The sequence below is a fragment of the Nocardia sp. NPDC055165 genome (genome assembly GCF_053606985.1).
The window spans coordinates 261690-287631 of the sequence record NZ_JBSGSS010000008.1 but is presented as its reverse complement, the minus strand read 5'-3'; the positions used below and the strand labels follow the sequence as shown (position 1 = coordinate 287631).

Sequence of the window (25942 nt, the reverse complement as noted above, 5' to 3'; positions counted from 1 at the left end):
CGAGACAGTTAGGACAGTTTCTGCCCTAGCAGTGGGGAAGAATGCGAACTGTGTTGGAAACTTCGGCTCGCCTCCTCGAACTCCTGTCGTTGCTACAAACGCCCCGGGTGTGGACCGGCGCCGACCTGGCCGAACGCCTCGAGGTCGACGCTCGCACGGTCCGTCGCGACATCGACAAGCTGCGCACCCTCGGCTACCCGGTGCACGCGGTGGCCGGCACCGCCGGATACCGGTTGGGCGCGGGCACCAAGCTGCCACCGCTGCTGCTGAACGACGACGAGGCGGTCGCCGTTGTCCTCGGACTGCGCACGGCCGCGGGCGGATCGGTCACCGGCATCGAGGAGAGTTCGCTACGAGCGCTGGCGAAACTGGAGCAGATCCTGCCGTCACGGCTGCGACACCGGGTCTCGGCGTTGCACGCCGCGACCGTCACCGTGCCCGCCGGAACCGCAACGGTCGACCCCGAGGTACTGACCGCGATCGCCGCCGCGATCCGAGACCACGAACGGCTCCGGTTCGACTACTGCACCCACGACGGCGCCGAGGTCCGGCGAACAGCCGAGCCCCATCGACTCGTGCACACCGGGCGGCGCTGGTACCTGGTCGGCTGGGACGTCGAGAAGCAGGACTGGCGCACCTACCGCGTCGACCGACTCCGCCCGCGAATCCCCACCGGGCCACGCTTCACCCCACGCGAGGCGCCCGAAGTCGACCTGGGCGGGTGGGTATCGCGCGGTGTCAGCACCTCCGCCTACCGCTATCAGGCCCGCATCACGCTGGAGGTGTCGGCGGCCGTGGCGGCGGATCGCATCCCGCCGACTGTCGGAGTCATCGAAGCGATCGACGAAGGGCACTGCCTGCTGCGCACCGGCTCGAACTCGCTCGACGAAATAGCGGTCTACACCGGGCTTTTCGGCTTCGGATTCCACGTACACGAACCGCCCGAACTGATCCAGCACCTGCGCGCGCTGGCTGACCGAGTCACCGCGGCCATCACACCACGCGACGACCTGCGAGGTTCCGGGCACAGCGCATCGGGCTGACCGACGGTGCCGTCCGTTTTCCGCCGGATCCGAAGCGGCGCGATTCCTATCGTCGGTGCCATGGACAGCGAACGGATTCCGGAGATTTCGACCAATGCGTTGCGCGCGCCGATGGTGTGGTTCATGGCGCTGGCCGCCGCGCTGGCGACCGCGAGTGTGTACCTGCTGCAACCGGCCGTCGCCGAGGTCGCCGGATCGCTGGACACCTCCGCGGCGGCGATCGGCACCGCGTTGGCCTGCGGCCCGATCGGCTATCTGGCGGGGTTGGTGCTGCTGGTGCCGCTGGTGGACCGGTTCGCACCCCGCACCGTGGTGGCGGCGCAATTCGCGGCGCTGGCGCTGGCCTCGGTCGCCGGGGCGGCGGCCCGTTCGCCGTTGACCTTGGGGATCGTCATCGGGGTGGTCGGCGCGGGATCGGCGGTCGGAGCTCAGTTGAGTTCGGTGGCAGGGCGGTTCGCGGCCCCCCAACGGCAGGCCACGGTTCTGGGGATCGTCACCGCGGGCATTTCGGCCGGAATCCTCGCCGGGCGCATCGTCGGTGGCTGGCTCACCGAGATGATCGGTTGGCGCGCAATGCTGCTGGTGTTCGTGGTGCCCTGTGTCGTGGTGGCGGCAGTGTCGTATGTGGTGCTGCCCGCGGTGCGTGGGCGGGCAGCTGCCGGATATCTGGATACGGTGCGGGGGATGCCCGGCCTGTTCGCCCGCTTCGCCGCGTTGCGCTGGGCGGCAACGCGAGGCGCGCTGTGGTTCTTCGCGTTCTGTGCGGTGTGGGCTGGGCTCGCGGTGGCGCTGTCGCAGCCGCCGTACTCGTATACCCCCGAACGGATCGGCCTGTATGCCTGCGCCGGGCTGGCCGGCGTCTTCGCCACCAGGATCGCCGGCAGCTGGACCGATCGTGTCGGCCACCGGAAGGTGATCCTGGTCGGGCTCGCGCTCGCCCTGAGCTCGGTCGTGGTCTTGTCCGTCGCGCTGTCGAACACCGTGGTGACGCTGATCTGCCTCGGCCTTTTCGACGCCGGACTGTTCGCCGCGCAAGTCGCCAATCAGAGTGCGGTGCTCGCCATCGATTCCTCCGCGCCGGCTCGGTTCAACAGCGCCTACATGTCCGTCTACTTCGTGGAAGGAAGCCTGGGCACGGCGTTCGGCGCGGCAGCGATCGGCTGGTTCGGCTGGGTTGGTTCGGTCGCTGCCGCCGCGACCGCCACGGCAGCAGCGGGCGTGGTCGCCCTGGCCGATCGGTCGCGCATCAGCGCGGATTCGTTCGGTGTCGGAGCAGGCGAGGACGGCCGCGATCGTGCGGAGATTTCGGGCGGACGCTGAGCCGGATGCGCGCGGGGCTAGGTGCTGGGGTCGGGCGCTGCTCCGGAGCCTGATGCCGGCGAGGCCACCGCGGCCTCGCCGGTCTCGGCTTCGTCGGCATCTGGCGCGTCGACTGCTGGTTGTGCTCCGGTGGCTATGTCGATCTGCTCGCCGATGTAGCGAATGATCACCGCGATCATCGCCACGACGGGCACGGCGAGGAAGGCCCCGGTGATGCCGTAGAGCGAGCCGCCCGCGGTGACCGCGAGCAACACGATGACGGCGTGGAGTTCCATGCTGCGGCTTTGCAGGACCGGTTGCAGCACATTGCCTTCCAGCTGCTGCACCGCGATGACGATGCCGAGCACGATCAATGCCGTGGTGAGCCCGTTGCCGACCAGCGCGACGAGGACGGCGAGCGCACCGGCGACGAACGCGCCGACCATCGGGATGAATCCGCCGATGAAGGTGATCACCGACAGCACCAACGCCAGTGGCACATCGAGGATGAACAGCGACGCGCCGATGAGGACGGCGTCGACCATGCTGACGATCGCCTGGGTCCGGATGAAGCCACCCAGAGTCGCCCACACCCGCTCCAAAACGGCTTCGACGTGGCGGCCGCTGCGGTTGCCGAACACCTGATGCATCCAGGGCAGAAAACGCGGCCCGTCCTTCAGGAAGAAGAACACCAGCACCAGGACCAGGAACAGGGTGATCAGTAGCGATGTCGCGGTGGACACGCCGGTGAACACACCGTTGGCGATCTGTGCGCCGCTGGACTGGAGTCGTCCGATGATCGCCTCGACCGCGGAATCGAGTTGCTCGTCGCGGATGCGCAGCGGTGGTCCCTGGATCCAGCCGCGTACCTGGTTGACCCCGTCGGTGGCCTTGTCGGCGAGCTGCGGTGCTTGATCGGCCACCGAGGGCACGATCGAGGCGACGACCCCGGCCAGCAGTGCGACGAACCCGAGTAGCGTGATCGACGCGGCTAGCGCGGGTGGCAGTTTGCGCCGGATCAGCCAGCGGGTCAGTGGCCACAGGATCGTGGTCACCACGACCGCCAGCGCCACGGGCAGGATCACCACCCAGAGCCGGGCGGTGATCGTGCCGAGTACCCATGCGCCCGCCGCGATCGCCACGATGCACAGCGCCCATTTGGCCAGCCACAGGATCCCGCCACCGATCACGTCCCCGCGTTCACGCGAAGGCTTGTCGTTCGGTTGCGCCCCACTGGTTTTCTTCACCGGCCCGCTCACGTCGCCCAGTCTGGCACGCGCGCCGCGTCCATCGGAACTTGTCGGTGCCACGGCCTAGCGTTTCGTCCATGTCGGAAACCATCACTGTCGGCGGCATCACCATCGACAGCAACGATCCCGCCGAACTGGCCGAGTTCTGGAGCTCCGCCCTCGGTTACACGGTCCTCGTCGACTCCGGGGACTACATCATGATCACCCCGCCCGGCGTCGGTTTCGGGGAGGGGCGTTATCTCGCGTTCCAGCTGGTTCCTGAAACCAAGGTGACCAAGAACCGGGTGCACATCGATTTCCAGACCACGGCTCGCGCGGCCGAGGTCGCCCGGCTGACGGCGCTGGGAGCCACGGTCCACGGCGAACACTCGCTGCCCGGCTTCGCCTGGACCGTGCTGCAGGACCCGCACGGCAACGAGTTCTGCGTCGTCGCCGCCGAGAGCTGAGCGAAGTGGCAGGCTGTGCACAATGGCATCACGTGCATCCTGCGCTGTCTGGTGTGTTCGCATCGTGGGTGAGCCGATCAGTCCGGCGCGGGCTCGGCCTCGGCGCGATCGAGTTCTTCGTCCAGCGCGATGGCAGCGGCGATCAGGGCCAGGTGGGTGAAGGCCTGCGGGAAGTTGCCCAGCTGCTCACCCGAGGGACCGATCTCCTCGGCGAACAGCCCGACGTGGTTGGCGTAGGTGAGCATCTTCTCGAACGCGTAACGGGCCTGTTGCAGGCGGCCGGTCCGGGCGAGGGCCTCGACATAGAGAAAGCTGCACAGGTTGAAGGTGCCTTCGGTGCCGCGCAGGCCATCCGGTGACGCCTCGGGGTCGTATCGGTAGACCAGGCTGTCGCTGACGAGTTCCTTGTCCATGGCGTCGAGGGTGCTCAGCCACATCGGGTCGGTGGGGGACAGGAATCTCATCCGGGGCATGAGCAGCAGCGAGGCGTCCAGGACGTCGGTGGCGAAGTGCTGCACGAACGCTCGGCGTTTCTCGCTCCAGCCGCGGTCGATGATCTGCCGGAAGACCGCGTCGCGTTCGGCGGTCCAGCGGACCACGTCGGCGGGCCTGGCTTGCGCGTTCGCCATGCGGATGCTGCGGTCGAAGGCCACCCAGGTCATCAGGCGGCTGTAGGTGAATTCCTGGCGGCCGCCGCGGGTTTCCCAGATGCCCTCGTCGGGGCGATCCCAGTTGTTCGCGAGCCAGTCGACAAGGCCGCTGAATGTCCGCCAGCCGGCGATGGCGGCCATATCGGTCCCCTGCGCCAGCGCGTCGGCTGCCTCGCCGTAGATGTCGAGCTGGATCTGGTCAGCTGCGCCGTTGCCGACCCGGACCGGCGCCGAACCCTGGTATCCCTCCAGGTGGGGCAGCGTTATTTCGTCCAGGTGTGGGTCGCCGTCGACGCGGTACATGATCTGCAAGGGTTCGCCGGAGGCGGTGCCGCCCGCGTCGACCCGGTCGCGCAGCCAGCGACGGAACGCATAGGGCTCCTCGGTGAAGCCGAGGTCGCTCAGCGCCCGCACCGACAGCGAGGCGTCGCGGATCCAGGTGTAGCGGTAGTCCCAATTGCGTTCGCCGCCGATTTGTTCGGGCAATCCCATGGTGGCCGCGGCGATCGGCGCGCCGGTCGGGGCGTAGGTGAGCAGTTTGAGGGTGATCGCGGAGCGATTGACCATGTCCCGCCAGCGCCCGCGGTAGGTGGACGAGCGCAACCAGGTCTGCCAGAAGCGACGGCACTGGTCGAACTCGTGGGCGATCGTTGCCCACATCGGTGCCGACGAGAAGTCCGCCCCCGCGGGGGCGGTGGTCAGCACGACCGCGGCTCGCTCACCGGCGGACAAGGTGAATCGCGCGGTGATGTCGGCGCCGTCGGGGTGCAGCGCGATCGGGTCGGTGGATTGCAGGTGCAGATCGGCGATGCCGGAACGGAAGACGGCGGTGCGTTCATCGACTCGGTCGAGGGTGTGGGTGGCGCGGGCATAGTCGAACCGGGGGCGGCAGGCGAGAGTGAACGTGAAGCTTCCCCGCACCACCCGCGCGAATCGCACCAATCTGTGCCGGTCGGCGGGTTCGGTGCCGCGAATCGGCTCCATGAAGTCGGCGACCTCGCCCACGCCGTCGGGTCCGGAGAACCGCGTCAACAGAATGGCGGTGTCGGGCAGGTACAGCTGCCGGACGGTCACCGGGTTGGTGGTGTCGACGGCGAGCGAGCAATGTCCGCCCTTCTCGCTGTCGAGCAGCGACGCGAACACACTCGGTGAATCGAACCGTGGCGCGCACCACCAGTCGATCGTTCCGGCAGCCGATACCAGCGCCGCTGTCTGCAGATCACCGACGATGCCGTGCTCGTCGATCGGCGGGTACGAGTTCACGAACACTCCTCGCCTCGGACCGCCGTTCGCGCGGTCGGCGAGCTTCAGCCAACCAGCGAACGGCGGCGTCGGCCTCATCCGGAACGGGTGAATCCCGCGCCTCGGAGCTGAGGTTGGCGTGTTCGGCACGAGATTGGCGCGTTCTGTTCTTGTCGTGGCCGCGAGGTAATTCGACACTTACGTTCGGATGGTCGGTGAGTGAACGATGGGAGTGTGCGGTGACAAGGGAGAGTGCCACTGTCTACGTGATTTCCGCGCTGGAGTCGAAAGGAACCGCGACCCGCGACGACTTCGACGTAGCCGGTATCGTCGCCACGTTCCGCGACCTCATCGACGGGTGGGACTTCCGCTTGCTGGAGCGGGAAACGTTCTGGCAGATCGCCTCGACCTACCTCAGGACGTGACGTTGCGAACCGGAGGCGAACCCGTTTCCCAGCGCCGGGCAGCCCGGCGCAGCGAGCCCGCGTCGGAGTAGCCGAGCAGTTCCGCCTGCTTGGTGCCGCTGAGCGAGCCTCCGGACGCCGCTCGCGACAACCTCGCGCTGCGGGCCCGGTCCAGTTCGGCCCGCCAGGTGGTGCCGGATTCGGCCAGCCGCCGCTGCAACGTGCGAGGGCTGATGTTGAGGATCTGGGCGACACTGTCGAGCGAGACCGCCCCGCCGTCGATGGCCTCGTCCACCGCGTCGGCCACTCGTGCGGGCCAGGCCGAGGCAAGGGTCGGCGGTGGCGCCAGGGCGGCGGCCAGCGGTTCCAGAACCGCTGCCAGGACGGGATCAGCGGTGGTCAGGGGAAGATTCAGGTCCGCGGAGCGGAAAGTCATCGAGTCGGCCGGTGCGTCGAATTCCAGTGTGGCGGAGCCGAAGACGGCACGAAAGCGGTCCACGTGCGCGGGAGCGGCCTGACGCAGTGAGACACGCACCGGGTTCAGCGGATCGTCGACGACCCGGCGCGCGCGGCTCAGGACGGCCGACAGACCCCACAGCTGGGTGTGGTCCCTGCCACGGCCTTCGCCGTCGAGCATCTCGAGGTACAGGGTGGACTCGTCCTCGGTCTCGGTGACCAGGTCGAATCGGTGATTGGTGGTGACCGCGGTGATGTAGGGACCGCAGGTGGCCAGCCCGGCTCCCAGCGTCGGCGCGGACGCGAACAGATAGTCGTACAGCCCGAGGCTGGACAGCTCGTAGCGCTGGGCCACCTGCAGCGCGACGTCCGGGCCGAGACGATGTTCGCCGACCTCCCACAGCCGGGAGAACGTCGCACTGGGTAGATGCACGTCGTGGCCGGTCATCGTCCAATCCGGGACCCCGGTGTCCCGGATCAGCTGCGCACGATCGAGCCCGGCTGCGCCGAGCTGGGAAATGACGAAACGGTGCAGCAAGCTCTGGTCGGTAGCCATGACGTCTCCTCGTGGCAGCGTGCCGATCTGCGAACGTTTACGTCAGCCGCAGGCGTCGACCGATAGGGAGAGTCTGTCGGCGAACGTCTCGGCGCTTCGCGATCGGCACCTCGTGTTTGATCCGGTTCTACCAGTTCCGCGCAGGTCGCGAAAGCAATCGCGATTCTGGTCGGCAATCATGGCAGCGGTCGTGCGATGGGCTCCGATGGCATCCTGCGAACGGTGGATGCTCGGTACTCGAGCGTGCCATGGTGAGTTGTGACCGTGGAACTGTGCTGCCTGACCGTCCGTGTCGACACCGCGCGGTGGAGCGAAACCGTGCTCACGGAGGTCGATCTGGTGGTGCCTGCCGGTCAGATCACCGCTGTGCTCGGTGGGCCCGGCGCCGGAAAGTCCATGGCCGCTTCGGCTCTCGCGGGACGATTGCCCGCCGCCGCGCAGTATCGGGGCCAGGTCTTGGTCGACGGTGTGGCTGTCGACGGTCAGCGATGGGCGGCCCTACGTGAGGGCGTCGTCGGCTATGTGCCGCAAGAAGGTGTGACGGCATTCGACTCGGGCAAAACGGTAGGCGCCCAATTGCGGGCGTTGGAGCGGCGCCATCGAGCGTGGAGTGTCGAGCGAGCGTGCGCCGCCGCACAGTATCCGGCCGAGGCCTCGGACCTTCTGCCACATCAGCATTCGGGAGGTCAGATCCAGCGCGCCGCGCTCGCCGCCGCGCTGCTGCCGGCTCCGCGCGTCCTCATCGCAGACGGACCGACCAATTCTCTCGACAGGGCGACGGCGTACGGGGTGTGGCGATCATTGCGTGATTACGCCGACTCCGGTGCGGCGGTACTCGTGGTCAGCAACGAGGTGCAGATGCTGACTCACGGCGGCGTCGCCGACCGAATGGTGATCCTGCACGCGGGCCGGGTCCTCGCCGCGGGAACGACCGCAGAGCTCGGAAAGTCGACCGACACCTTCGTGCGGACCCTGCTCGGGTCGTCCTTCTGACGCGGCGCCGCGATCGGCAGCTCAGTCGGCGCCGGTCACGAAAACACGCTCCAGTAGGGCGAACAGGCAATCTCGATCTCGGTCACTGAGCTTCTTCAGGCCGTCTTGCGTCGACTGCATCTTCGCACGGATCGTATCGGTGACGCGCTCGCCCTCGGGCGTGATGACGAGATGAGTGACGCGCCGGTCGGACGCACTGGCCTCGCGGCGCACGAGGTCGCGCTTCTCCAGCCGGTTGATGATCCCGGTGACATTGGACGCGTCGCAGGACAGGGTCTCGGCCAGGGCGCGCATCGCAACAGGCCCTCGGCGCAGCACCGTCAGCGTTTTGCCCTGACTGGCCGTGAGGTTCTCGCTCGCCGCCGCCGCGGTGAAGTCCCCGTAATAGACGCCGAGCGCCACCGAGAGCAGCTCCATGAGCTGGGCCGTATCGACGCGCGCAGCTTCTTCCATGAGAGTCAGCTTATCCGCAGAAACTTGACTATCTCAAATATCTGCCTCTAGCGTGGGGGCATTGCTTGAAGTTCTCAACCTTCGACTTTGTCAAGTACCTCTGAGGAGTATCCAGTGATCGTCACCCAGTCCGAGGCCTCCCGCACGGCGGAGATCCTGTCGCGGCCCGTCACACTGAACGGCCTGACTGTCCCGAACCGCATCGTGATGGCGCCGATGACGCGGATGTTCTCGCCCGGCGGCGTTCCCGGTGACGATGTTCGGTCCTATTACGCCCGCCGCGCCGCCGCGGGTGTCGGTCTGATCGTCACCGAGGGAACCTACGTCGGCCATCAGTCGGCCGGGCAGAGCGATAGTGTGCCGCGGTTCCACGGTGAGGAGCAGTTGGCGGGGTGGGCGAAGGTCGCCGAGGACGTCCACGCGGCGGGCGGCACGATCGTTCCGCAGCTGTGGCATATCGGCATGGTGCGCAATCAGGGCGAGCAGCCCTATGTCGACGCGCCCGCCGTCGGTCCCTCCGGCATTCGCGTCGACGGCACCGAGGGCACCGGCAAGGCGATGACCCAGCGTGACCTGGACGACGTCATCGGCGCCTTCGCCGAGGCCGCCGCGGCGGCCGAGCGCATCGGTTTCGACGGCGTCGAACTGCACGGTGCGCACGGCTATCTGCTAGATCAGTTCCTCTGGGAGCGCACGAACCGCCGCGACGATGTGTACGGCGGTGACGCGGTGGCCCGCACGAGGTTCGCGGCCGAGCTGGTGGCCGCCGTCCGCGCGGTCGTCTCGCCCGAGTTCCCGGTGATCTTCCGCTACTCGCAGTGGAAGCAGGAGGCCTACGACGCCCGCCTGGCCGAGACGCCGCAGCAGCTGGAGGCGATCCTGGCTCCGCTCGCTGCGGCCGGTGTGGACGCTTTCCACGCCTCCACCCGCCGCTACTGGCTCCCGGAGTTCGACGACTCGGAGCTGAACCTGGCGGGTTGGACCAAGAAGCTCACCGGCAAGCCCACCATCACCGTCGGATCGGTCGGCCTCGACGGTGATTTTCTCCGTGCGTTCTCGGGCCAGGGTGCCGAGCTCGGCAGTCTCGACAACCTCCTCGATCGCATGGAGCGCGACGAATTCGACATGGTCGCCGTCGGTCGAGCCCTTCTCCAGGACCCGGAATGGGCAGCCAAGGTCCTGGCGGGGCGGATCGACGAGGTGAAGCCCTACGACGGGACGGCGCTGAAGACGCTGAGCTGAGCGATTCTCGCCGAGGCGGCGCCGTCAGCCGGTGACGGCGCCGTGTGCGGCCGAGCTGACGAGCTTGCGGTACTTCGACAGCACCCCCGAGGTGTATCTGGGCGGCAGCGGTTCCCAGCCGACCTTACGGGCGGCGAGTTCGTTCTCGTCGATCTCGACGTCGAGGATGCGGTTGGCGACATCGAGCACGATCGGGTCGCCGTCGCGGACGAAGGCGATCGGGCCGCCGTCCACCGCTTCGGGGGCGACATGCCCCACGCACAATCCGGTGGTGCCGCCGGAGAACCGGCCGTCGGTGAGCAGCAGAACGTCCTTGCCGAGGCCGGCGCCCTTGATCGCGCCGGTGATGGCGAGCATCTCGCGCATGCCGGGTCCACCCTTGGGCCCTTCGTTGCGGATGACGACGACATCACCGGCCACGATCGTGCCGTCCTCGAGTGCGTTCATCGCGCCGCGTTCTCCGTCGAACACCCGGGCCGTGCCGCGGAAGACATCGGAGTCGAAACCGGCGCTCTTCACGACGGCGCCCTCGGGTGCGAGCGAGCCGTGCAGGATGGTGAGCCCGCCGGTGCGGTGGATCGGCCGGTCGAGGCGGCGGATCACGTCGCCGTCGAGGCCGAGCTCGATGTGGGCGAGATTCTCGGCCATGGTCGCGCCCGTGACGGTCATGACGTCGCCGTGCATGAGACCGGCATCCAACAGGGCCTTCATCACGACGGGGATGCCGCCGACCCTGTCGACGTCGTTCATGACATAACGGCCGAACGGCTTGAGATCGCCCAGGTGGGGCACCTTGTCACCGACCCGGTTGAAGTCGGCGAGGGTGAGGCCGACACCGGCCTCGCGGGCGATGGCCAGCAGGTGCAGCACGGCGTTGGTCGACCCGCCGAGCGCCATGACGACGGTGATGGCGTTCTCGAACGCCTCCATCGTCATGATGTCGCGGGCCGTGATCCCCTTGCGCAGCAATCCGACGACGGCCTCGCCGGACTTCTCGGCGAAGTCGTCACGGCGACGGTCCGGGGCAGGCGGTGCGGCCGATCCGGGCAGGCTCATTCCGAGTGCCTCGGCCGCCGAGGCCATGGTGTTGGCCGTGTACATGCCGCCACACGCGCCTTCGCCAGGACAGATCGCCCGCTCGATGCGGTCGACCTCGGCGGGGGTGATCAGACCTTTGATGCAGGCGCCGACAGCTTCGAACGCGTCGATGATCGTGACGTCCTTGCCGTCGATATTGCCGGGCAGGGTCGAACCCGCGTAGAGGAATACGCTCGCCAGGTCCAGTCGCGCGGCGGCCATCAGCATGCCCGGCAAGCTCTTGTCGCAGCCGGCGAGCAGCACCGAACCGTCGAGGCGCTCGGCCATCATCACGGTTTCGACGGAATCGGCGATGATCTCGCGGCTGACGAGTGAGAAATGCATCCCCTCGTGGCCCATCGAGATGCCGTCGGAGACCGATATCGTGCCGAACTCGAGCGGGAAACCGCCCCCGGCGTGAACACCGCGTTTGACCGCCTTGGCCAGCCGGTCGAGCGACAGATTGCACGGTGTGATCTCGTTCCAGCTCGAGGCCACACCGATCTGCGGTTTGACCCAGTCCTCGTCACCCATGCCGACCGCGCGGAGCATGCCACGAGCGGCGGTCTTCTCGAGTCCATCGGTGACATCGCGGGAGCGTGGCTTGATGTCGACGGGCTGATCGGTGTCGTGTGCCATAGCGCAAGCCTACGAGGCCGGGCAATGAAATCGCCACGACGGCGCAGCTATGGGCGGTGCGAACTAGTCCGCGGCCATGGCCGATGACGAAGCCCCGATAGCGCTCAGGTCCGCTGGGCCCCGGGTGTTGGCGAGGGAACTGACTGTCGCGGTACCGAATACGCCTTTGCGGTCATAGATCGCCGCGGTGCCCAGCGCGATGCCGTCCTGTGCCAGCCGGTCCAAGCCGACCAGCCCGGCTTTGTCCCCTTCCGGAAGCCTGGTCAACGTGAGCGTGGCATCGGCGTTGATGTATTCCAGGCCGTGGCTGCCGAGGTTGGTGACCACATTCGTCACATCGGCGAGTCCCGCGACGAACTGGAACGGCGTCGGTTGCTCACCGACCACGACCGCGATCGGGCGGTGCCAGATCCCCGTGCGGGCCGCGTTGTGGTGGGTGCGGACATCGGGACTCCATCCTTGTTCCTCGCTGAAGTACACGCGATCCTGATCGGGGGAGGGTTCGCGGTCGGCAGGCGGCGGATCCGCGGCCGTCTCCGGCGACCAGCAGATGCCGTGCGGTGTCGGGCCGGGGAGCAGATACAGCGCGCCGGCCCGAGCCACGGCTCGGCCGTCTTGGATCAGCGTCGCATCGAACAGCGACAATCGGCGGCCGTCGCGGATCACGTCGACACGAGTTGTGCAGGGCCGCATGAACACCGGGCGGAACAGGTCGAGCGTCCACCGCACCGGCCGCAAGTCGCTCCGTTCGCGAACGATGAGCTCGCGCTCCACCGCGCGCGCCAGGACCGCGCCGACAGCCATGCCGCGTAGCTGTCCACCGATCCATCCGCTGCTCGCCTCGGGTTCGGGATGGAGTACCTCGGCGCCACCGATCGGATCGGATTGTGCGCGAAAGAATGCATGGCTCACCGGCGGACTCCTCAGGCATGGGCAGTCTCGCCGAACGCGCGGCACCGGTGGCGCGCGACAGACAGATGCCCGGATCTGAGAGTCGGCGATTTGTCCATGATGCGGCCATCGGGAGGGGGCGGCTACTCAGGCGTGAAAGATCACAGCGTGCGTTAGGCTCGGATATGGCTCACCGATCGGTTGTTCTCGGTGCGATGCTGACCGCGGTGTCGTTGCTCTGCGCGTGCACTGTGTTCGGCCGCGGCGAGAGTGATCCGCCTGCTGTGCGTGACGCGGATGTGTTGGTGTCGATTGCCGAGTCAGCGGGGTTCCTGGAGACCGGCCGTGTCGGGAGCCGACGTGTTCCCTTCTTCGAATTGCGGCGCGACGGTACGGTTTTCACCTACGTGGACGACGGTGCCGAGGAGAGTGTGTTCGGCGTGTACTGGGCCCGGCTCACCGAGGACGGCATCGAGCAGGTTCGCGCGTGGTTCGACGAACTCTCCTTCAACGATGCCCACTACCGCGAGTTCTCGCCGCCGACGGACCAGCCGACGACGGTGGTGTACGCGAACTTCGATGGGCCGGTGGGTGTCTCGGTCTACGGCCTGGACACCGACTCCCGCACGCATTCCGGCAATCGCGAGATGCGCAGGTTGGGGAATGTGATCGATCGTTTGCGAGCACTGCCCGATGACGAGCAGCTCACGGTGCAGCGTCGTGCGCCGTACACGCCGACGGCCCTCGACATCGCGTTCCAGCCCGCGGTCTCACCGGACGACGAGCCGTTGCCCGAGCCGACCAGATGGCCGTTCGCCCTTCCGCTCACGCAGCGCCCCTTGGGCGTCGGCGGCTACGGCAGAGCGCTGTGCGCCACTGTCGACGGTGCCGAGGCTGCCACGATCGTCGAGCTCATGGCCGGACAGGACGAGGACACCCCACCGCATTGGACCACCGGGGCGGCACCGGGGTCCGGGCAACCCACCTCGGTCCTGGTGACGGCGAACGCGCTCCTGCGCGGTCGATCCGGGTGCAGCGCAGTGGCGTCGGACCCGGCGTCGTCGAATCGTGTTGTCGTCGAGCCGCTCCAGGACGTGGTACTCGCCGATCCGTCGGGCTGGCAGGGCCGCTATCCGGCCGACCGGTTCACCACCGCGACCAGCTTGGAACTCTATGCGGCGGTGCCGATTCTGGTCCGCGATCTCGAGGCCAGAGAAGCGGTCGAGGACGCGGACGGCACCAGCGACAGCACCGAACTCCACGTGCCGACCGGCTCGGACCTCACCTGGTACGACTACGAATTCGTGGCAGCCGAGGCGGGCGGCTCCCGCTACCTGGACCTGTCGGCCCGCTACCAGGGTGTGGCTCCCGATCCGTGGGAGCCACCGACCTGGCACGCCCGCATCGCACTCGGCCCCGAGACCGTCACCAACCTCGACCTGCATTGACCCGCTGCGAACCCGTCGCTGCTGTCGGATGCCGGATCCACACATTGGGCTCCACATAGACCGCGACACCGTGCTCGACCGAACAGGACACCGGGGCCAGTGCTGTGGGCACGAGCACCTGCCCGCTGGTGTCGAACGGCAGGCCGGTCCACGCACGCCATTCCGCCAGCGTCCCAGGAATAACCATGGATCGCGGTGCGATCTTGTCGATCGTGCCGCCGGCCCGGACGTGTACACGCAGCCATGGGTCGACCGGCAGCCCATCCGCCCTCGTCAGCCCGGCGTAGACACTCATCGGCTGTTCGATGTCGGCTTTTCCGGTGGGGCGCACCGGCGCCACGAGCTCGGCGAATCCGAGCCGAGCGGCGTTGTCCCGCAGAGCGGCAAGGATTTCCGCGCTCAGCCCGGTGCCCAGTCTGCTCGGTTCGACGACGATCTCGATCGCGGACACCGTGTCAGGCTGTGCGCCCGTCGCCGAGGTATGGATGCCGCGGCGAATCGCACCGTCCCAGCCGTCGTCGGGGAGGTCGGCCGCACCGAGCCGGAACGGGACGGAATAGGCTCGACCCACCACCTCGCCCGCCTCGTCCTGGCAGACCAGGATGTAGTCGGCGAACCGATCCAGCATCGAGTAGTACAGGCTGCCGACGGGGTCGTGGCGCATGAATTCGGGCCAGGAGTCGGCCATTGCGGTGAAGGCGTCGTACAGGTCGGGGCGGTCCGCGAGAACCGAAATCGTCAGCGGCATGGATCTACGATGCCTCACCCGGCGCCGCGAAATCGAGCGAAATCAGGTCAGTTCGATCGGACCGCGGAGTTGACGGGCAACCGCGCGGAACCAGCCGAGGTGGTAGTGAGCGCCTTCGGAGTCGAATCGGGAACGTAGCTCGTACCAGCGCAGGCCGGGGTGGCGGTGGTGTACGTCGTGCAGATTGAAGCTGAGGGCGAAGCGCTCGAGGGTGCGGGGCAGGCGCAGATTCATTGCCGCTCTGGGTAATTCGAGGTCTGTGCCGTAGTGGTAGGCGTTGTCGGAGAGGGAGATGATGAGGGCGCGGCCGCCGAGCGCGGCGAGCAGCATCCAGCCGTGCGCGCCGTAGCAGAGGAACGCGACGGTGTGGATGACGACGATCGCGGCGGCGTCGGTGCGGAACTTTCCCAGAACCACGGGCTGGGCGACTCGTTCGAGTACGAGACCACCGACCGAATCGGGTGCGTCCACTCGACGTCCCAGTGCGCGAATGGTTCGCTCGGGCATCGGCGCGAGCAGGAGCGCGAGCACTTCGAGCAGGTACAAACCGCCGAACAGTTTCAGATAGAACGGGGGAGCGGCGGACCGCCGAGTGGTCGTCGCCGGGTCGTAGATCTCGCTGCGCTCACGAACCCGGCTGTATCGATGGTGGAGCAGGTGGCCCACTTTCAGCATCGCGAAGGGCGATCCGTACACCACCGCCAGCATGCGTCCCATCCGGTCGTTGCGGGTCCGATTCCGTAGCAGCGACCCGTGTACGGCCTCGTGGATCAGTGACCAGAACGGCGTGATGGTCAGCGTCAGCGGCACCAGGGCCCAACCCCACGCGGCATCCACGGGGAGCAGCACCAGCGGGATCACGAACAGCTGGGTGCCGCCGATTGTCAACGCGAGCACGATGAGTCGCACATTCACCAGGTCGCCGCCGGCAGTGCGCGGCACATCGGAGGGGCGCGGGGTGCGAGTTCGAGTCATGGTGCAGCGGTGCTCCGGATAGATCAGGCAAACTCCGCCCCTATCCTGCCACCCGCACACCCAGGCGTGGCAGGCCCGACGGTACCGCGAACCGGGTGTTCGCCGACAATTCAGCAGGGATGCACCCGCACGGCCGAGGCGGAACGGCTAGGTGTTCTGCTGCTCCGGTTCGATATCGAGCTGGAGGGGGAACTGGCTCACGGTCCATGCGGCCACCGCGGTCGACGCCAGGACGTGGAGCAGGTAGATCGTGCAGACCAGGCCGATGCCGTAGTCGCGCATCCACGCACCGAGGGGAATCAGGGCCACCAGGTCGAGGCCGAGCATCAGTAGCGACAGGAGCAGAGCAGGCGCGGCCCAGGACGGCGCGGCCGGTTCGGTGGCCGCATCGGTTGTGGGCGGGGAGTCGACAGGGTTTTCGGTGGCCATGGTGTCCTCACAGGCAAAGCCGGGGGCTGGACGCTGCGTGCTGGCTGATCTGTCACATATTCGGGGTCGCAGGCTGCCCGGATCGGCGCGCGAGGTGAAAATCTCGGCATCCGCAATCGATGGGCAACATGGCGCAAGCGCCTGTCACGCGGCAGCGGTCGACTCTCGGAGGCCGGTTGCCCCGCGATGTGGCAACCCGAATCGCATCACTGCAGATCGGGACTGTCGTGGACTGGAATCCGGTGTGGTCACGGATTTGCCGCCGGTGTCGGGCGCACGAGCGCTTCCCGGTGCTTCCCCCTTCTACTGTATACACGATTCCGGGCCCTCATGAGGCGCTGAATCCTGGTCCATAATCGCTCGCGTCAGACCGAAAACACCAGGTGAGGAGTAGCGGAATGGCCTATGTGCTCGGGTTCGACGAGATCGATCGAACAATGGTCGCGATCGTCGGCGGTAAGGGTGCCAACCTCGGCGAATTGTCGCGGATCGACGGTGTCGAGGTGCCGGACGGGTTCTGCGTGACGACCGATGCCTTCGCTCGGACGGTGGCGGGGGAGCCGACGCTCGATGCTCGGCTCGACGAGGTGTCGCGCCTCGAGCCAGGTGATCGGGCCGCGATCTCCCGGCTGAGCGCGCAGTTGCGGCGCATGATCGAGGAGCTGGTCGTGCCGGACGCGGTCGTGGAGGCGATCCTCGCAGCGCATGCTCGGCTCGGAGCAGAGGACGCCTGTGCCGTGCGATCCAGTGCGACGGCCGAGGATCTGCCGGGCGCCTCGTTCGCCGGCCAGCAGGACACCTTCCTGAACATCGTGGGAGCGGCGGCGATCGTCGAGCATGTCCGCCGGTGCTGGGGTTCGCTGTTCACCGAGCGAGCGGTCACCTATCGACTGCGAAACGGCTTCGACCAGAAGAAGATCCGGATGGGCGTGGTCGTGCAGCGGATGGTGTTCGCGCGCGCCGCCGGCATTCTGATGACGGCCGACCCCCTCACCTCCGACCGGACCGTCGTGTCCATCGACGCCGGTTTCGGTCTCGGCGAAGCGCTCGTGTCGGGTCTGGTCGATGCCGACGTCTACCGGGTTCGCGACGACCACATCACCGAGAAGGCGATCGCCACCAAGAAGATTCGCGTGGAGCCGGTCCCGACCGGCGGCACCCAGGTGCGCGAGATCGTGGGCGAACACCGAAACGAGCAGGTCCTCTCCGATGCGCAGGTGCTGGGGCTCGCGCGGCTCGGCCGCCGCATCGAGGCGCATTTCGGCAGTCCTCAGGACATCGAATGGTGTGCGGACGGAGATGATTTCCGCATCGTGCAGAGCAGGCCGATCACCAGCCTGTTCCCGATCCCCGACGCCGACGACGGGGAGAACCACGTCTATGTGTCGGTGGGCCATCAGCAGATGATGACCGACGCGATGAAGCCGTTGGGGCTCTCGGTGTGGCAGCTCACGAGCAACGCGCCGATGCGCGACGCGGGCGGCCGGTTGTTCGTCGACGTCACCGCGATGGTGTCCGTGCCCGCGAAAGGCGCCGCCTTGGCGGCGGGACTCGGCAAGTCCGACCCGCTGATGGGGGACGCGCTGCGCACGGTGCTCGAGCGCGGTGACTTCGTTCGTGAAGTGCCAGAAGAGGATTCCGGCGCACCAGCGACGCCGTTCGGTACCGCCCCCGCGCCGATCGACACCGTTCCCGACATCGTCACCGAGCTCATCGCGCGGAGCGAGGCATCGCTGGCGGCCATGAAGTGCGACATCGAGGACCTGTCCGGACCGCCGCTGCTCGAGTTCATCCGGACCGATATCCAGCAGGAGCTGCGGCGGGTCCTGTTCGCTCCCCAGGGTTTGCAGGTGATCATGGCCGCGATGGAGGCCACGGAGTGGCTCAACGATCGGTTGCGGGAATGGCTGGGCGACAAGAACGCCGCCGACGCACTCACCCAGTCGGTCCCCGGCAACGTGACATCGGAGATGGGTCTGGCGTTGCTGGACGTCGCCGATGCGATCCGCCCGCATCCGGCGGTGGTGGCGTACCTGGAGCGGATCGAGGGCGACGATTTCCTGGACGGTCTGGCCGATCACCTGGGCGGTGATGACGCACGAGCCGCGATCGAGGGGTTCCTCGGCAAGTACGGCATGCGCTGCACCGGCGAAATCGACATCACCCGGCCACGCTGGAGCGAGAGTCCCGCCACGCTGGTGCCGACGATCCTCGGCAATATCAAGAACTTCGGGCCGGGTGAGGGCAGACGTCGCTTCGAGGACGGCCTGCGCGAGGCCGAACAATCGGAACGACAGATTCTGCGACGCCTGCGCGCTCTCCCCGAAGGGGAGCACAAGGCCGCCGAGACCGCGCGAATGATCGAGCGTGTGCGCACCTTCTCCGGATATCGGGAGTACCCGAAATACGGCATGGTGAGCCGCTACTTCGTCTACAAGCAGGCGCTGCTGCGCGAAGCCGAACGGCTGGTGCAGGCCGGTGTACTGGACGAGTCCGGCGACATCTTCTTCCTGAGATTCGACGAGCTGCAGGAGGTCGTTCGCACTCATCGGGCCGAGCGGGCCCTCGTCGGTGAACGACAGGGCGCGTTCCGTTCGTATCGGTCGCTCACCGCGCCGCGAGTGCTCACCTCCGACGGTGAGGCGCTCGCCGGGGCGTATCGGCGCGAGGACCTGCCCGCCGGGGCACTGCCCGGCTTGGCGGTCTCGGGCGGGACGATCGAAGGTCGCGCCCGCGTCATCGCCGACATCTCGCAGGCCGACCTGGAATCCGGTGACATCCTGGTCACCGCCTACACCGATCCGAGCTGGACCCCGTTGTTCGTCGGGATCGCGGGACTGGTGACCGAAGTGGGCGGCCTGATGACCCACGGCGCGGTGATCGCCCGCGAATACGGCCTCCCCGCCGTCGTCGGCGTGGAACACGCCACCGAGCTGATCCGTGACGGGCAGCGCGTCCGCGTGAACGGCACCGACGGATATCTCGAGATCCTCTCGGAGCCGTAACCAGGACGGCAACGATGCCCGCGCCGTCGCGGCGTCGCTGGTCGGTGTCGACGGATCAGTCTCGCGGCGGTCGTCGTACTGTCGGTCGGGCCGCTTCGATGCGGGCGGCGAGGTCGACCAGGTCGCCCGCGGGGCCGGATGGTGGGGTGCTGCGGTGCCAGATGGCGCGAAACTTTCGGGTCAGCACCAGCGAATCGGCCAGGTCGACCTCGTGCAAGGTGCCTGCACGGAGTTCGTGGGCGACGATCAGGCGGCTGACCACCGCGGGGGCGAGTCCGCTCCGGGTGGTCGCGAGAATGGCTGCGGCGGAACCGAGTTCGGCCGCGGGCCGCGCGGGGGTGCCGTGGATCTGTAGCGCGGCCCAGACGGTGTCCCGTGTCCCGGATCCCTTCTCGCGCCACACCAGCGGCGTATCGGCGAGTTCGCGCGGGCGCACCGGGCGTGCGCGGGTGGCCCACGGATGGGTCGGTGCCACGACCACGACCAGCTCGTCGGCCACGAGCACCCGGCTTCCCAGCCCCGCGGGTGCCTGCGGCCCCTCGACGAATCCGAGCACCACCTCGCGATCGCGCACCGCCGTGGTCACCTGCTGTGAGTTCGCCACGTCGAGTTCGACGGCGAGCTCGGGCCGGAGCTTGCGCAACGCCGCCAGCCACTGCGGAATGCGGTGGTCGGCAATGGTTTTCGAGGCGATGACATGCAGTTGTGGTGACAGTTCGCGGTGCAGGTTCGCGACACCGTCCATCAGGGCCAGCCCCGCGGCCAGTACCGGCCGACCCAGCTCGACCACGGCCGCACCGGCATCGGTCAAGGCCGAACCGGTGGGTCCGCGATCGATCAGCCGCAGCCGCAGCCGCCGTTCCAACGCGCTGATGCGCATGCCGACCGCGGGCTGGCTGATGCCGTGTCTGCGCGCCGCGGCACCGAGGCTGCCCAGCTCAGCCACCGACACCAGGAGATCGAGCACCTCCAGATCAGGCGTTCCGGGCGGCAAGCTCATAAGGAAACCTTACGAGGTGGTGGATATCGGGGGCTACCCGCCCGCAGGTGCGCGCACCAGGATCAGCACTACCGCAATGTGCGGGCCAGTACAGCTGAGGAGTACAACATGACGTTCGTGGTCGGCGCCGCCTGCGTGGACATCCTGGATCGGGCCTGCATCGAGGAGTGCCCGATCGACTGCATCTTCATCGGCGATCGGATGGCCTACATCCAGCCCGACGAGTGCATCGACTGCGGCGCGTGCGAACCGGCCTGCCCGGTCGAGGCGATCTATTACGAAGACGATCTGCCACCCGGTCAAGAACAGTTCGTCACCGAGAACGTCCGCTTCTTCCACGAACCGCTACCCGGACGGGCGGAGCCACTCGGTCAGCCGGGCGGCGCGACCTCGGTCGGTGTACTCGGCGTCGACACGGTCTATGTGCGGGAGTTCCCGGCATAGTTCCGGCGGATCGTCGACCGGAACGGCAACGAGTTCGGTGAATCGAGGGGGTAAATCCCGCAGGTCGGCGTAGTTGTACGCCAGAATGTCGCCATGCGGACATTCGCCAAGGTGTTGCACGCCGTCACTGTCGGGGTTCTGATCGTCGCCGCTGGTCACGGCGTTGCGGCTGCCGCACCCTCCGGGAGTGCTGACGGTCTGCTGCCGTGGCCGGCTGCCGGGCCCGACGGTGTCCAGGCCTCGGGCGCGGCGTTGGCGGAGGGGCTCACCGGGACGGTGGTGTGGTCGCGGGAGGCGAACACCCCGGTCCCGATCGCCAGTATCGCGAAGGTGATGACGGCGGTGGTCGTGATCGTCAGCGGTGACCTCGAACGGCCGGTGACGGTGCCGCAGGAAGCGGGCGCCTACTGTGCCAGGGAAAACGGCAGCACCGCGGGACTGGTTCCCGGCGAGGTGCTCACCGCGCGCCAGCTGCTCTACGCGCTACTGCTGCCGTCGGGCTGCGACGCCGCCTACACCGTCGCCGAGTCGTTCGGTCCCGGTCAGGGCGGTTTCCTGGCCAGGATGAACGACACCGCGCGGGTGATGGGTTTGGCCGGAACACATTTCAGTGACCCGGCCGGTATGCCGTATCCCACCGATCACTCCACCTATTCCACGCCGGCGGACCTCGTGGCACTGGGTGTGCGGGCGATGAACCTGCCGCTGTTCCGCGAGATCGTCGGTGCGCGGGACTTCCACGTTCCCGCGGGACCCGCCAACCGCGAGCACCACTGGGAAACGACGAACCGCATGCTCGACGAATATCCCGGCACCATCGGCATCAAGACCGGCAACACCGACGCCGCCGGACACTGCCTGATGTTCGAGACGGTGCGCGCTGGCATCCCGCTGATCGGTGTCGTCCTGCACAGCTCCGACCACAGCAGCGCCGCCGCGCGGCAGGACGCCGAGCGCATGCTGAACTGGGCCTACGACCCGATTCTGCGCGTGCTGCAACCAGTCGGGGGCTGACGACCGGCGCGATCCCGGCACAACGCTTAGCATTCGGGATGTGCGCGGTGGCAGATGGTTTCGGGTCCTCGTTTGCCTGGTCGTCCTGGGCACCAGCGGGTGCGTGGGCGCGGTGGACCGGGCGGATTTCGAGGATCAGCTGCGAGCGCGCGGCGGCGGATTGGTGAGTTCGTTGCCGCAGGAGGCCATCACGGCGCTGAGCCGGCGAACCGGTGCCACCGACCTCGAAGCGAACGTCATCATCCTCACCCCACCGAACTCGACCCGGTTCCGCCTCACCTTGAACGACCAACCCGCCCAGATAACCCGGTATCTGGCCGGCGACGAGGTACTGGCCGCTCGGGAACCCACCGTGCGCCTGCGTGTTCGGCCACCTGATCGATCCCGGCAGCTCGACGACTACTCCTTCGCTCTCGGCGCCCTCAGCGCGCCACGTCCGGTTCGGGTCTCCGCCGCCGACGACCTCGACGGCGAGAATTTTGCCGTCAGCGAGGTACCCGGTCTGTCGCGTATCGAAGACATCGTCGACACCGCCCTCGCCCGAAGCGCGCTGCCCGACGGACAGGTGACCGTCATCGTGGTGAGCCGTTTCGGACGCGAGATCCGCATCGTCGCCAATGTCTTGTCGCCGCGCTCGGAGATGGTCGTCGAATTCGACCGGACCGGCACCTTCCTTCGAGTGCGGCAGGTATAGCGAATGCGACGAGTCCTGATTTCCGCGGTGTCGCTTGCCTGCGCCGCCGCCTTTCTCACCATTCTCCTCGCTGTTGCCATCTGGCCGGGCGAAGCGAAACTCACCGCACCCCTGTTCTGCTCACCGCCGGCCACCGAGCCGGTCGTCGTCTCGGACACCTTCCACGACTCCGAAGGAACGTCGACCAATTTCACCCTGTATTGCGTCAGCGACCGCGGGATTCTCACCGACGAGGGCTTCGCGCTCCCCGTGCTGGCGCTCTTCGTCGCCCATCTGCTGATCATGATCGCCCTGTTCGTCCTCGCCGCCCTGATCGGCCGTATCGGACAGCGGGCCGAGCGATCCGATGGGCAGGTCGAACGGTGGCAAGACAGCTGACGCCGGAAGGCTGCCGTTACCTTCCAAGTCGACCTGGAGATCCACCGAGAAGTGGTCGATCGGAAGTGGATTCCCCGACTCGGTCATCGTCAGATTCTCCGAACCGAGCCCGACTCGGTGCAGGAAGACCACGGTGACGGTGGCGGCGGCTCGTGCCTGGTCGGTCGGCCACATCCGGGTGGCGCTGCCGTCACCGCAGTCGACGAAGCCGAGCCGGTCCAGGTGTGGGCGGGTGGCCTCGGTGGTGAAGGCGCGCAGGCGGATCTCGGTCGGCGACAGTTCGAGTTGGGCGTAGCGATCCGGTGTCTTGTCGCGGTCGAAGAAGTGCAGGACGAGCGGCTCGGGGCCGGGGCCGAGCGCTCGCATGGCGAGGTGCACGCTGCCCAGCAGGTCGGTCAGCAGGCCACGCAGGTGACCGAGGGTGTAGACGCTCCAGATCTCGTTGCCGCGCCCGGCCGAACCGGCCGACCAGGTGAAGCTGACCTCGTAATCGTCGGCGCTCGTGTCCGAGACATCGTGCTCATCGTTGGGGACCCGGTCGGCTTCGTCGATGAGATGCGGGTAGTGGTACTGGGTTTTCCAATTCCGCCACCTGCGCTGGGCATCCGCATCGAGGGCTTCGATTCGCAAGGACAACGTGCCGTGGTCGGAGAGCTCGAGGGTGCGCAGTGTGTCGCCGTCGACCCAGCCGACGCCGAGAGCCGACAGGCCGCAAAACCAGGTCGGTGCACCCCACGTCGTCACCGTCAGGGCCAGGTAGTGACGGAACTGTTCGGGCTCGATGGTCGTGACGGTGAGGGACAGGTGTGCGCGCTGCTCGCCGTCGGCACAGCGCTCGTCGACGATGCGGCCACCGGACGGTGTTCCCGGGATGACCACCACGCCGTCACCCTGGAGCAGCCACCCCGCGGTACCGCACACCTGCTCGACGTCGAGCCGGCTGAAGGTGCGGAAGTCGCTCGCGCGCAGCTGTGTCAGCAAGTCGGCGAACCAGGCATCGGGCACGGTGTCCATACCCGAGCACGCTAGCGCTGAGCACCGACACGAAGCCGTTTCGGCGAATCACCGAAACCGTTGCCCCGCTTGGCTATCGGGACCTACGGTCAGCCGGCCTCAGCCGACCGCGGGGACCTGCTCGGCGGGGATCGGCGCAGGCGGCGGAGTGCCGTCGCCGAAGGGGCGGCCACCCAGTTCCGCACGGTGGTGCGGGGTCAGCCAGTTCGACAGGTCCGGCCCCGCGGGGACGATCCCGGTGGGATTGATATCGCGGTGCACGACGTAGTAGTGCTCCTTGATCTGCCCGAAGTCGATGGTGTCGCCGAAGCCGGGAGTCTGGAACAGGTCGCGGGCGTAGGCCCAGAGCACCGGCATCTCACTGAGTTTGGTGCGGTTGCACTTGAAATGGCCGTGATAGACGGGGTCGAAACGGGCAAGCGTGGTGAACAGCCGCACGTCGGCCTCGGTGATGGTGTCACCGACCAGGTAGCGCTGAGTGCTCAGCCGCTCGGTGATCCGGTCGAGGGCGGCGAAGAGCCGGACGTAGGCGGCGTCGTAGGCGTCCTGATCGCCGGCGAACCCGCAACGGTAGACGCCGTTGTTGATGTCGCGGAACACGTCTCGGTTGACCTCGTCGATCTGCTCGCGCAGCGGTTCGGGGTACAGCTGCGGTGCGCCGGGCCGGTGGTAGGCGGCCCATTCGGTCGAGAAGTCGAGGGTCATCTGCGCGTAGTCGTTGGTGACGACCTGCCCCGTGACGATGTCGACCATCGCGGGCACGGTGATGCCGCGCGGATAGTCCGGAAACCGGGCCAGATAGGCATCGCGCAGACGGTGGATGCCGAGCACCGGATCGACCTCGCCCGGATCCAGATCGAAAGTCCAGCTGAGCTTGTCGTGGGTGGGCCCGCACAGCCCGAGCGACAGCACCGGCTCGAGCCCGAGCAGCCTGCGCACGATCAGCGTGCGATTGGCCCACGGACACGCCCTGGCCGCGACGAGCCGGTACCGCCCCGGTTCGACGGGATAGCCCTCACGTCCGTCGGCGGTGATCCGCGTGGTGATGTAGTTGGTATCGCGGCGGAACTCGCCCGCCTCGACGTAGGTGCCCGCATCGGCATCGCTCACCGCCCCAGTCTCGCACACCCCGCGCGCCGGACAGCTCGACGCCGTGCACCGCTGGTCGCCGACGCACCGATCGTGGCCGGCCCGGAGCTACCGGCCTAGCATCGCGGGGGCAGCTCGACACCCTCAGGGAGGAACCCGCCGATGAGCCTTCGTCAGTTCGAGTACGCCTTGGCGGTGGCCGAAGAGGGATCGGTGACGGCGGCGGCAGAGGTGTTGCACGTTGCTCAACCGTCGGTGTCGCAGCAGATTCGCGGCCTCGAGCGGGAACTCGGCGTGAAGCTGTTCGCTCGTACGCCGACGGGCCTGGTACCCACCGTGGTCGGTCGCGCCTTCCTGCGCGAAGCGGAGGTCGCGGTGAGCGCGGCGCGGCGGGCACGGGCAACGGCGCGGGCGGGCGCCGACGAGCTGGTGGGTGAGCTGGTAGTCGCGGCGCAGATGGGCTTCGGCACTCGTCAACTGCCGCGTGCGCTGGGTGCGCTGCGCCGCCGGTTCCCCCGGGTGGAGGTCACCGTCTTCGAGGAGCCGAGTTCGGCCGAACTGGAACGCCTGGGGCGCCAGGGCGTCCTCGACCTGGCCCTGATGGCGGCGTGCGAGCAGTCTCCCGACGACGCGCACCACCTCGGCGACGAGGAGTTCGTCGTCGTGCTCGGCGCCGGGCACCCCCAACTCGCCACGGAGCGGGTCGAACTGCGTGCGCTGGCGGGGGAGCCGTGGGTCCGGTTCGACCGGGACAGCGCGCTCGACGCGGTGCTCCTGGACGTGCTGGGCAGCAACGAGCTGACCCCGACCACGGCCGCCCGCGTGTCCCAGACGTCGACGGCGGTGCGGTGGGCGGCCCAAGGGCTGGGGGTGACTCTCGTCCCGGCCTCGGCCGTGCCGCACGGTCACGAGCACCTTGTTCGTCCGGTGAATCCGGTCGTTTCCCAGCCCGTCATCGCTGTCGTCCGGACCGATCCGGGCCCGGCGGAGTCAGCGCTGCTCGAACTCCTTCGCCGCCAGACCTGGACCGAGGCCGCGTCATTCCCGCCGGTGCGCTGACCGG

At 67.8% G+C, this 25942-nt stretch carries 24 protein-coding genes; 12 read left to right on the top strand and 12 right to left on the bottom strand.

What is annotated here, in order from left to right; all coding sequences use genetic code 11:
- The first annotated feature begins 50 nt into the window (after positions 1–50).
- Positions 51–1043: a helix-turn-helix transcriptional regulator gene (locus ACWFRF_RS19090; RefSeq protein WP_452451272.1), complete on the top strand. Its 993-nt coding sequence runs from the start codon at positions 51–53 to the stop codon at positions 1041–1043.
- A gap of 60 nt (positions 1044–1103) precedes the next feature.
- Positions 1104–2363, top strand: coding sequence for an MFS transporter (locus tag ACWFRF_RS19085; RefSeq protein WP_452451270.1), 1260 nt, complete (start codon positions 1104–1106; stop codon positions 2361–2363).
- A 17-nt stretch (positions 2364–2380) separates the two neighbouring features.
- On the opposite strand, the gene ACWFRF_RS19080 is transcribed toward ACWFRF_RS19085, so the two are convergent.
- The gene (locus ACWFRF_RS19080) at positions 2381–3601 is read right to left on the bottom strand and encodes an AI-2E family transporter (protein WP_449962048.1); all 1221 of its coding nucleotides are present in this window, start codon (positions 3599–3601) and stop codon (positions 2381–2383) included.
- 68 nt (positions 3602–3669) lie between these two features.
- On the opposite strand from ACWFRF_RS19080, the gene ACWFRF_RS19075 reads away from it, so the two are divergent.
- Complete coding sequence (locus ACWFRF_RS19075) at positions 3670–4038, top strand: VOC family protein (protein ID WP_378990107.1); 369 nt, start codon at positions 3670–3672, stop codon at positions 4036–4038.
- 77 nt (positions 4039–4115) lie between these two features.
- Here the strand turns inward: ACWFRF_RS19075 and ACWFRF_RS19070 are convergent, their stop codons facing one another.
- Positions 4116–5951 (bottom strand): glycoside hydrolase family 15 protein, encoded by a 1836-nt coding sequence (locus ACWFRF_RS19070; protein ID WP_452451267.1) that lies wholly within the window; start codon positions 5949–5951, stop codon positions 4116–4118.
- 218 nt (positions 5952–6169) lie between these two features.
- Here ACWFRF_RS19070 and ACWFRF_RS19065 point away from each other — a divergent pair, with 218 nt between their 5' ends.
- Positions 6170–6355 (top strand): hypothetical protein, encoded by a 186-nt coding sequence (locus tag ACWFRF_RS19065; protein ID WP_378652994.1) that lies wholly within the window; start codon positions 6170–6172, stop codon positions 6353–6355.
- Here ACWFRF_RS19065 and ACWFRF_RS19060 read toward each other — a convergent pair.
- Complete coding sequence (locus ACWFRF_RS19060) at positions 6345–7346, bottom strand: AraC family transcriptional regulator (RefSeq protein ID WP_379313797.1); 1002 nt, start codon at positions 7344–7346, stop codon at positions 6345–6347. The genes ACWFRF_RS19065 and ACWFRF_RS19060 overlap by 11 nt on opposite strands.
- A 258-nt stretch (positions 7347–7604) precedes the next feature.
- Here ACWFRF_RS19060 and ACWFRF_RS19055 point away from each other — a divergent pair, with 258 nt between their 5' ends.
- Positions 7605–8339 (top strand): ATP-binding cassette domain-containing protein, encoded by a 735-nt coding sequence (locus ACWFRF_RS19055; RefSeq protein WP_379313796.1) that lies wholly within the window; start codon positions 7605–7607, stop codon positions 8337–8339.
- A 21-nt stretch (positions 8340–8360) separates the two neighbouring features.
- On the opposite strand, the gene ACWFRF_RS19050 is transcribed toward ACWFRF_RS19055, so the two are convergent.
- Positions 8361–8792, bottom strand: coding sequence for a MarR family winged helix-turn-helix transcriptional regulator (locus tag ACWFRF_RS19050; protein WP_378990102.1), 432 nt, complete (start codon positions 8790–8792; stop codon positions 8361–8363).
- Between the two features lie 114 nt (positions 8793–8906).
- Here ACWFRF_RS19050 and ACWFRF_RS19045 point away from each other — a divergent pair, with 114 nt between their 5' ends.
- A complete protein-coding gene (locus ACWFRF_RS19045; RefSeq protein ID WP_452451264.1) occupies positions 8907–10034 on the top strand; it encodes an NADH:flavin oxidoreductase in 1128 nt (375 codons plus the stop codon).
- 24 nt (positions 10035–10058) lie between these two features.
- Here the strand turns inward: ACWFRF_RS19045 and ilvD are convergent, their stop codons facing one another.
- The gene (gene ilvD, locus ACWFRF_RS19040; protein WP_378990100.1) at positions 10059–11750 is read right to left on the bottom strand and encodes a dihydroxy-acid dehydratase; all 1692 of its coding nucleotides are present in this window, start codon (positions 11748–11750) and stop codon (positions 10059–10061) included.
- Between the two features lie 63 nt (positions 11751–11813).
- A complete protein-coding gene (locus ACWFRF_RS19035) occupies positions 11814–12662 on the bottom strand; it encodes an acyl-CoA thioesterase domain-containing protein (protein WP_452451262.1) in 849 nt (282 codons plus the stop codon).
- Positions 12663–12826: 164 nt separating this feature from the next.
- On the opposite strand from ACWFRF_RS19035, the gene ACWFRF_RS19030 reads away from it, so the two are divergent.
- Positions 12827–14089 carry a hypothetical protein gene (locus tag ACWFRF_RS19030; protein ID WP_452451260.1) on the top strand — a complete coding sequence of 421 codons (1263 nt, stop codon included), beginning with the start codon at positions 12827–12829 and terminating at the stop codon, positions 14087–14089.
- Here the strand turns inward: ACWFRF_RS19030 and ACWFRF_RS19025 are convergent.
- From ACWFRF_RS19025 to ACWFRF_RS19015, 3 genes are all read right to left on the bottom strand, one after another.
- Positions 14067–14837 carry a hypothetical protein gene (locus ACWFRF_RS19025; RefSeq protein ID WP_452451259.1) on the bottom strand — a complete coding sequence of 257 codons (771 nt, stop codon included), beginning with the start codon at positions 14835–14837 and terminating at the stop codon, positions 14067–14069. The two genes, ACWFRF_RS19030 and ACWFRF_RS19025, sit on opposite strands and share 23 nt — an antisense overlap.
- Before the next feature lie 42 nt (positions 14838–14879).
- Positions 14880–15812 carry a fatty acid desaturase family protein gene (locus ACWFRF_RS19020; RefSeq protein WP_452451257.1) on the bottom strand — a complete coding sequence of 311 codons (933 nt, stop codon included), beginning with the start codon at positions 15810–15812 and terminating at the stop codon, positions 14880–14882.
- A 147-nt stretch (positions 15813–15959) separates the two neighbouring features.
- Positions 15960–16241 (bottom strand): hypothetical protein, encoded by a 282-nt coding sequence (locus tag ACWFRF_RS19015; RefSeq protein ID WP_452451255.1) that lies wholly within the window; start codon positions 16239–16241, stop codon positions 15960–15962.
- Between the two features lie 398 nt (positions 16242–16639).
- On the opposite strand from ACWFRF_RS19015, the gene rph reads away from it, so the two are divergent.
- Positions 16640–19246 (top strand): rifamycin-inactivating phosphotransferase, encoded by a 2607-nt coding sequence (gene rph, locus ACWFRF_RS19010; RefSeq protein WP_452451253.1) that lies wholly within the window; start codon positions 16640–16642, stop codon positions 19244–19246.
- Between the two features lie 55 nt (positions 19247–19301).
- Here the strand turns inward: rph and ACWFRF_RS19005 are convergent, their stop codons facing one another.
- On the bottom strand, positions 19302–20246 hold the full coding sequence (locus tag ACWFRF_RS19005) for a LysR family transcriptional regulator (RefSeq protein ID WP_452451252.1): 945 nt from the start codon (positions 20244–20246) through the stop codon (positions 19302–19304).
- A gap of 108 nt (positions 20247–20354) precedes the next feature.
- On the opposite strand from ACWFRF_RS19005, the gene fdxA reads away from it, so the two are divergent.
- From fdxA to ACWFRF_RS18990, 3 genes are all read left to right on the top strand, one after another.
- Complete coding sequence (fdxA, locus tag ACWFRF_RS19000; RefSeq protein WP_378990091.1) at positions 20355–20690, top strand: ferredoxin; 336 nt, start codon at positions 20355–20357, stop codon at positions 20688–20690.
- Positions 20691–20783: 93 nt separating this feature from the next.
- Positions 20784–21704 carry a D-alanyl-D-alanine carboxypeptidase family protein gene (locus ACWFRF_RS18995; protein ID WP_378652961.1) on the top strand — a complete coding sequence of 307 codons (921 nt, stop codon included), beginning with the start codon at positions 20784–20786 and terminating at the stop codon, positions 21702–21704.
- A gap of 40 nt (positions 21705–21744) precedes the next feature.
- Positions 21745–22398 carry a hypothetical protein gene (locus tag ACWFRF_RS18990; protein ID WP_452451249.1) on the top strand — a complete coding sequence of 218 codons (654 nt, stop codon included), beginning with the start codon at positions 21745–21747 and terminating at the stop codon, positions 22396–22398.
- A 120-nt stretch (positions 22399–22518) separates the two neighbouring features.
- Here the strand turns inward: ACWFRF_RS18990 and ACWFRF_RS18985 are convergent, their stop codons facing one another.
- Together ACWFRF_RS18985 and ACWFRF_RS18980 are read right to left on the bottom strand one after the other, a co-directional pair.
- Complete coding sequence (locus tag ACWFRF_RS18985) at positions 22519–23790, bottom strand: hypothetical protein (RefSeq protein ID WP_452451248.1); 1272 nt, start codon at positions 23788–23790, stop codon at positions 22519–22521.
- Between the two features lie 99 nt (positions 23791–23889).
- Positions 23890–24900, bottom strand: a complete 1011-nt coding sequence (locus tag ACWFRF_RS18980; RefSeq protein WP_452451246.1) for a glutathione S-transferase family protein — start codon at positions 24898–24900, stop codon at positions 23890–23892.
- Positions 24901–25041: 141 nt separating this feature from the next.
- Between ACWFRF_RS18980 and ACWFRF_RS18975 the strand changes: the two genes are divergently transcribed.
- Complete coding sequence (locus ACWFRF_RS18975) at positions 25042–25938, top strand: LysR family transcriptional regulator (RefSeq protein ID WP_449962090.1); 897 nt, start codon at positions 25042–25044, stop codon at positions 25936–25938.
- Positions 25939–25942 lie beyond the last annotated feature (4 nt).

What these genes read in the sequence shown, in the direction of transcription:
- ACWFRF_RS19005 (WP_452451252.1), bottom strand. Translation starts at nt 20,246, where the DNA reads ATGAGCTTGCCGCCCGGAACGCCTGATCTGGAGGTGCTCGATCTCCTG.
- ACWFRF_RS19020 (WP_452451257.1), bottom strand. Translation starts at nt 15,812, where the DNA reads ATGACTCGAACTCGCACCCCGCGCCCCTCCGATGTGCCGCGCACTGCC.
- ACWFRF_RS18975 (WP_449962090.1), top strand. Translation starts at nt 25,042, where the DNA reads ATGAGCCTTCGTCAGTTCGAGTACGCCTTGGCGGTGGCCGAAGAGGGA.
- rph (WP_452451253.1), top strand. Translation starts at nt 16,640, where the DNA reads ATGGCCTATGTGCTCGGGTTCGACGAGATCGATCGAACAATGGTCGCG.
- fdxA (WP_378990091.1), top strand. Translation starts at nt 20,355, where the DNA reads ATGACGTTCGTGGTCGGCGCCGCCTGCGTGGACATCCTGGATCGGGCC.
- ACWFRF_RS19060 (WP_379313797.1), bottom strand. Translation starts at nt 7,346, where the DNA reads ATGGCTACCGACCAGAGCTTGCTGCACCGTTTCGTCATTTCCCAGCTC.
- ACWFRF_RS19050 (WP_378990102.1), bottom strand. Translation starts at nt 8,792, where the DNA reads ATGGAAGAAGCTGCGCGCGTCGATACGGCCCAGCTCATGGAGCTGCTC.
- ilvD (WP_378990100.1), bottom strand. Translation starts at nt 11,750, where the DNA reads ATGGCACACGACACCGATCAGCCCGTCGACATCAAGCCACGCTCCCGC.
- ACWFRF_RS19015 (WP_452451255.1), bottom strand. Translation starts at nt 16,241, where the DNA reads ATGGCCACCGAAAACCCTGTCGACTCCCCGCCCACAACCGATGCGGCC.
- ACWFRF_RS19085 (WP_452451270.1), top strand. Translation starts at nt 1,104, where the DNA reads ATGGACAGCGAACGGATTCCGGAGATTTCGACCAATGCGTTGCGCGCG.
- ACWFRF_RS19025 (WP_452451259.1), bottom strand. Translation starts at nt 14,837, where the DNA reads ATGCCGCTGACGATTTCGGTTCTCGCGGACCGCCCCGACCTGTACGAC.
- ACWFRF_RS19075 (WP_378990107.1), top strand. Translation starts at nt 3,670, where the DNA reads ATGTCGGAAACCATCACTGTCGGCGGCATCACCATCGACAGCAACGAT.
- ACWFRF_RS18985 (WP_452451248.1), bottom strand. Translation starts at nt 23,790, where the DNA reads ATGGACACCGTGCCCGATGCCTGGTTCGCCGACTTGCTGACACAGCTG.
- ACWFRF_RS19030 (WP_452451260.1), top strand. Translation starts at nt 12,827, where the DNA reads ATGGCTCACCGATCGGTTGTTCTCGGTGCGATGCTGACCGCGGTGTCG.
- ACWFRF_RS18995 (WP_378652961.1), top strand. Translation starts at nt 20,784, where the DNA reads ATGCGGACATTCGCCAAGGTGTTGCACGCCGTCACTGTCGGGGTTCTG.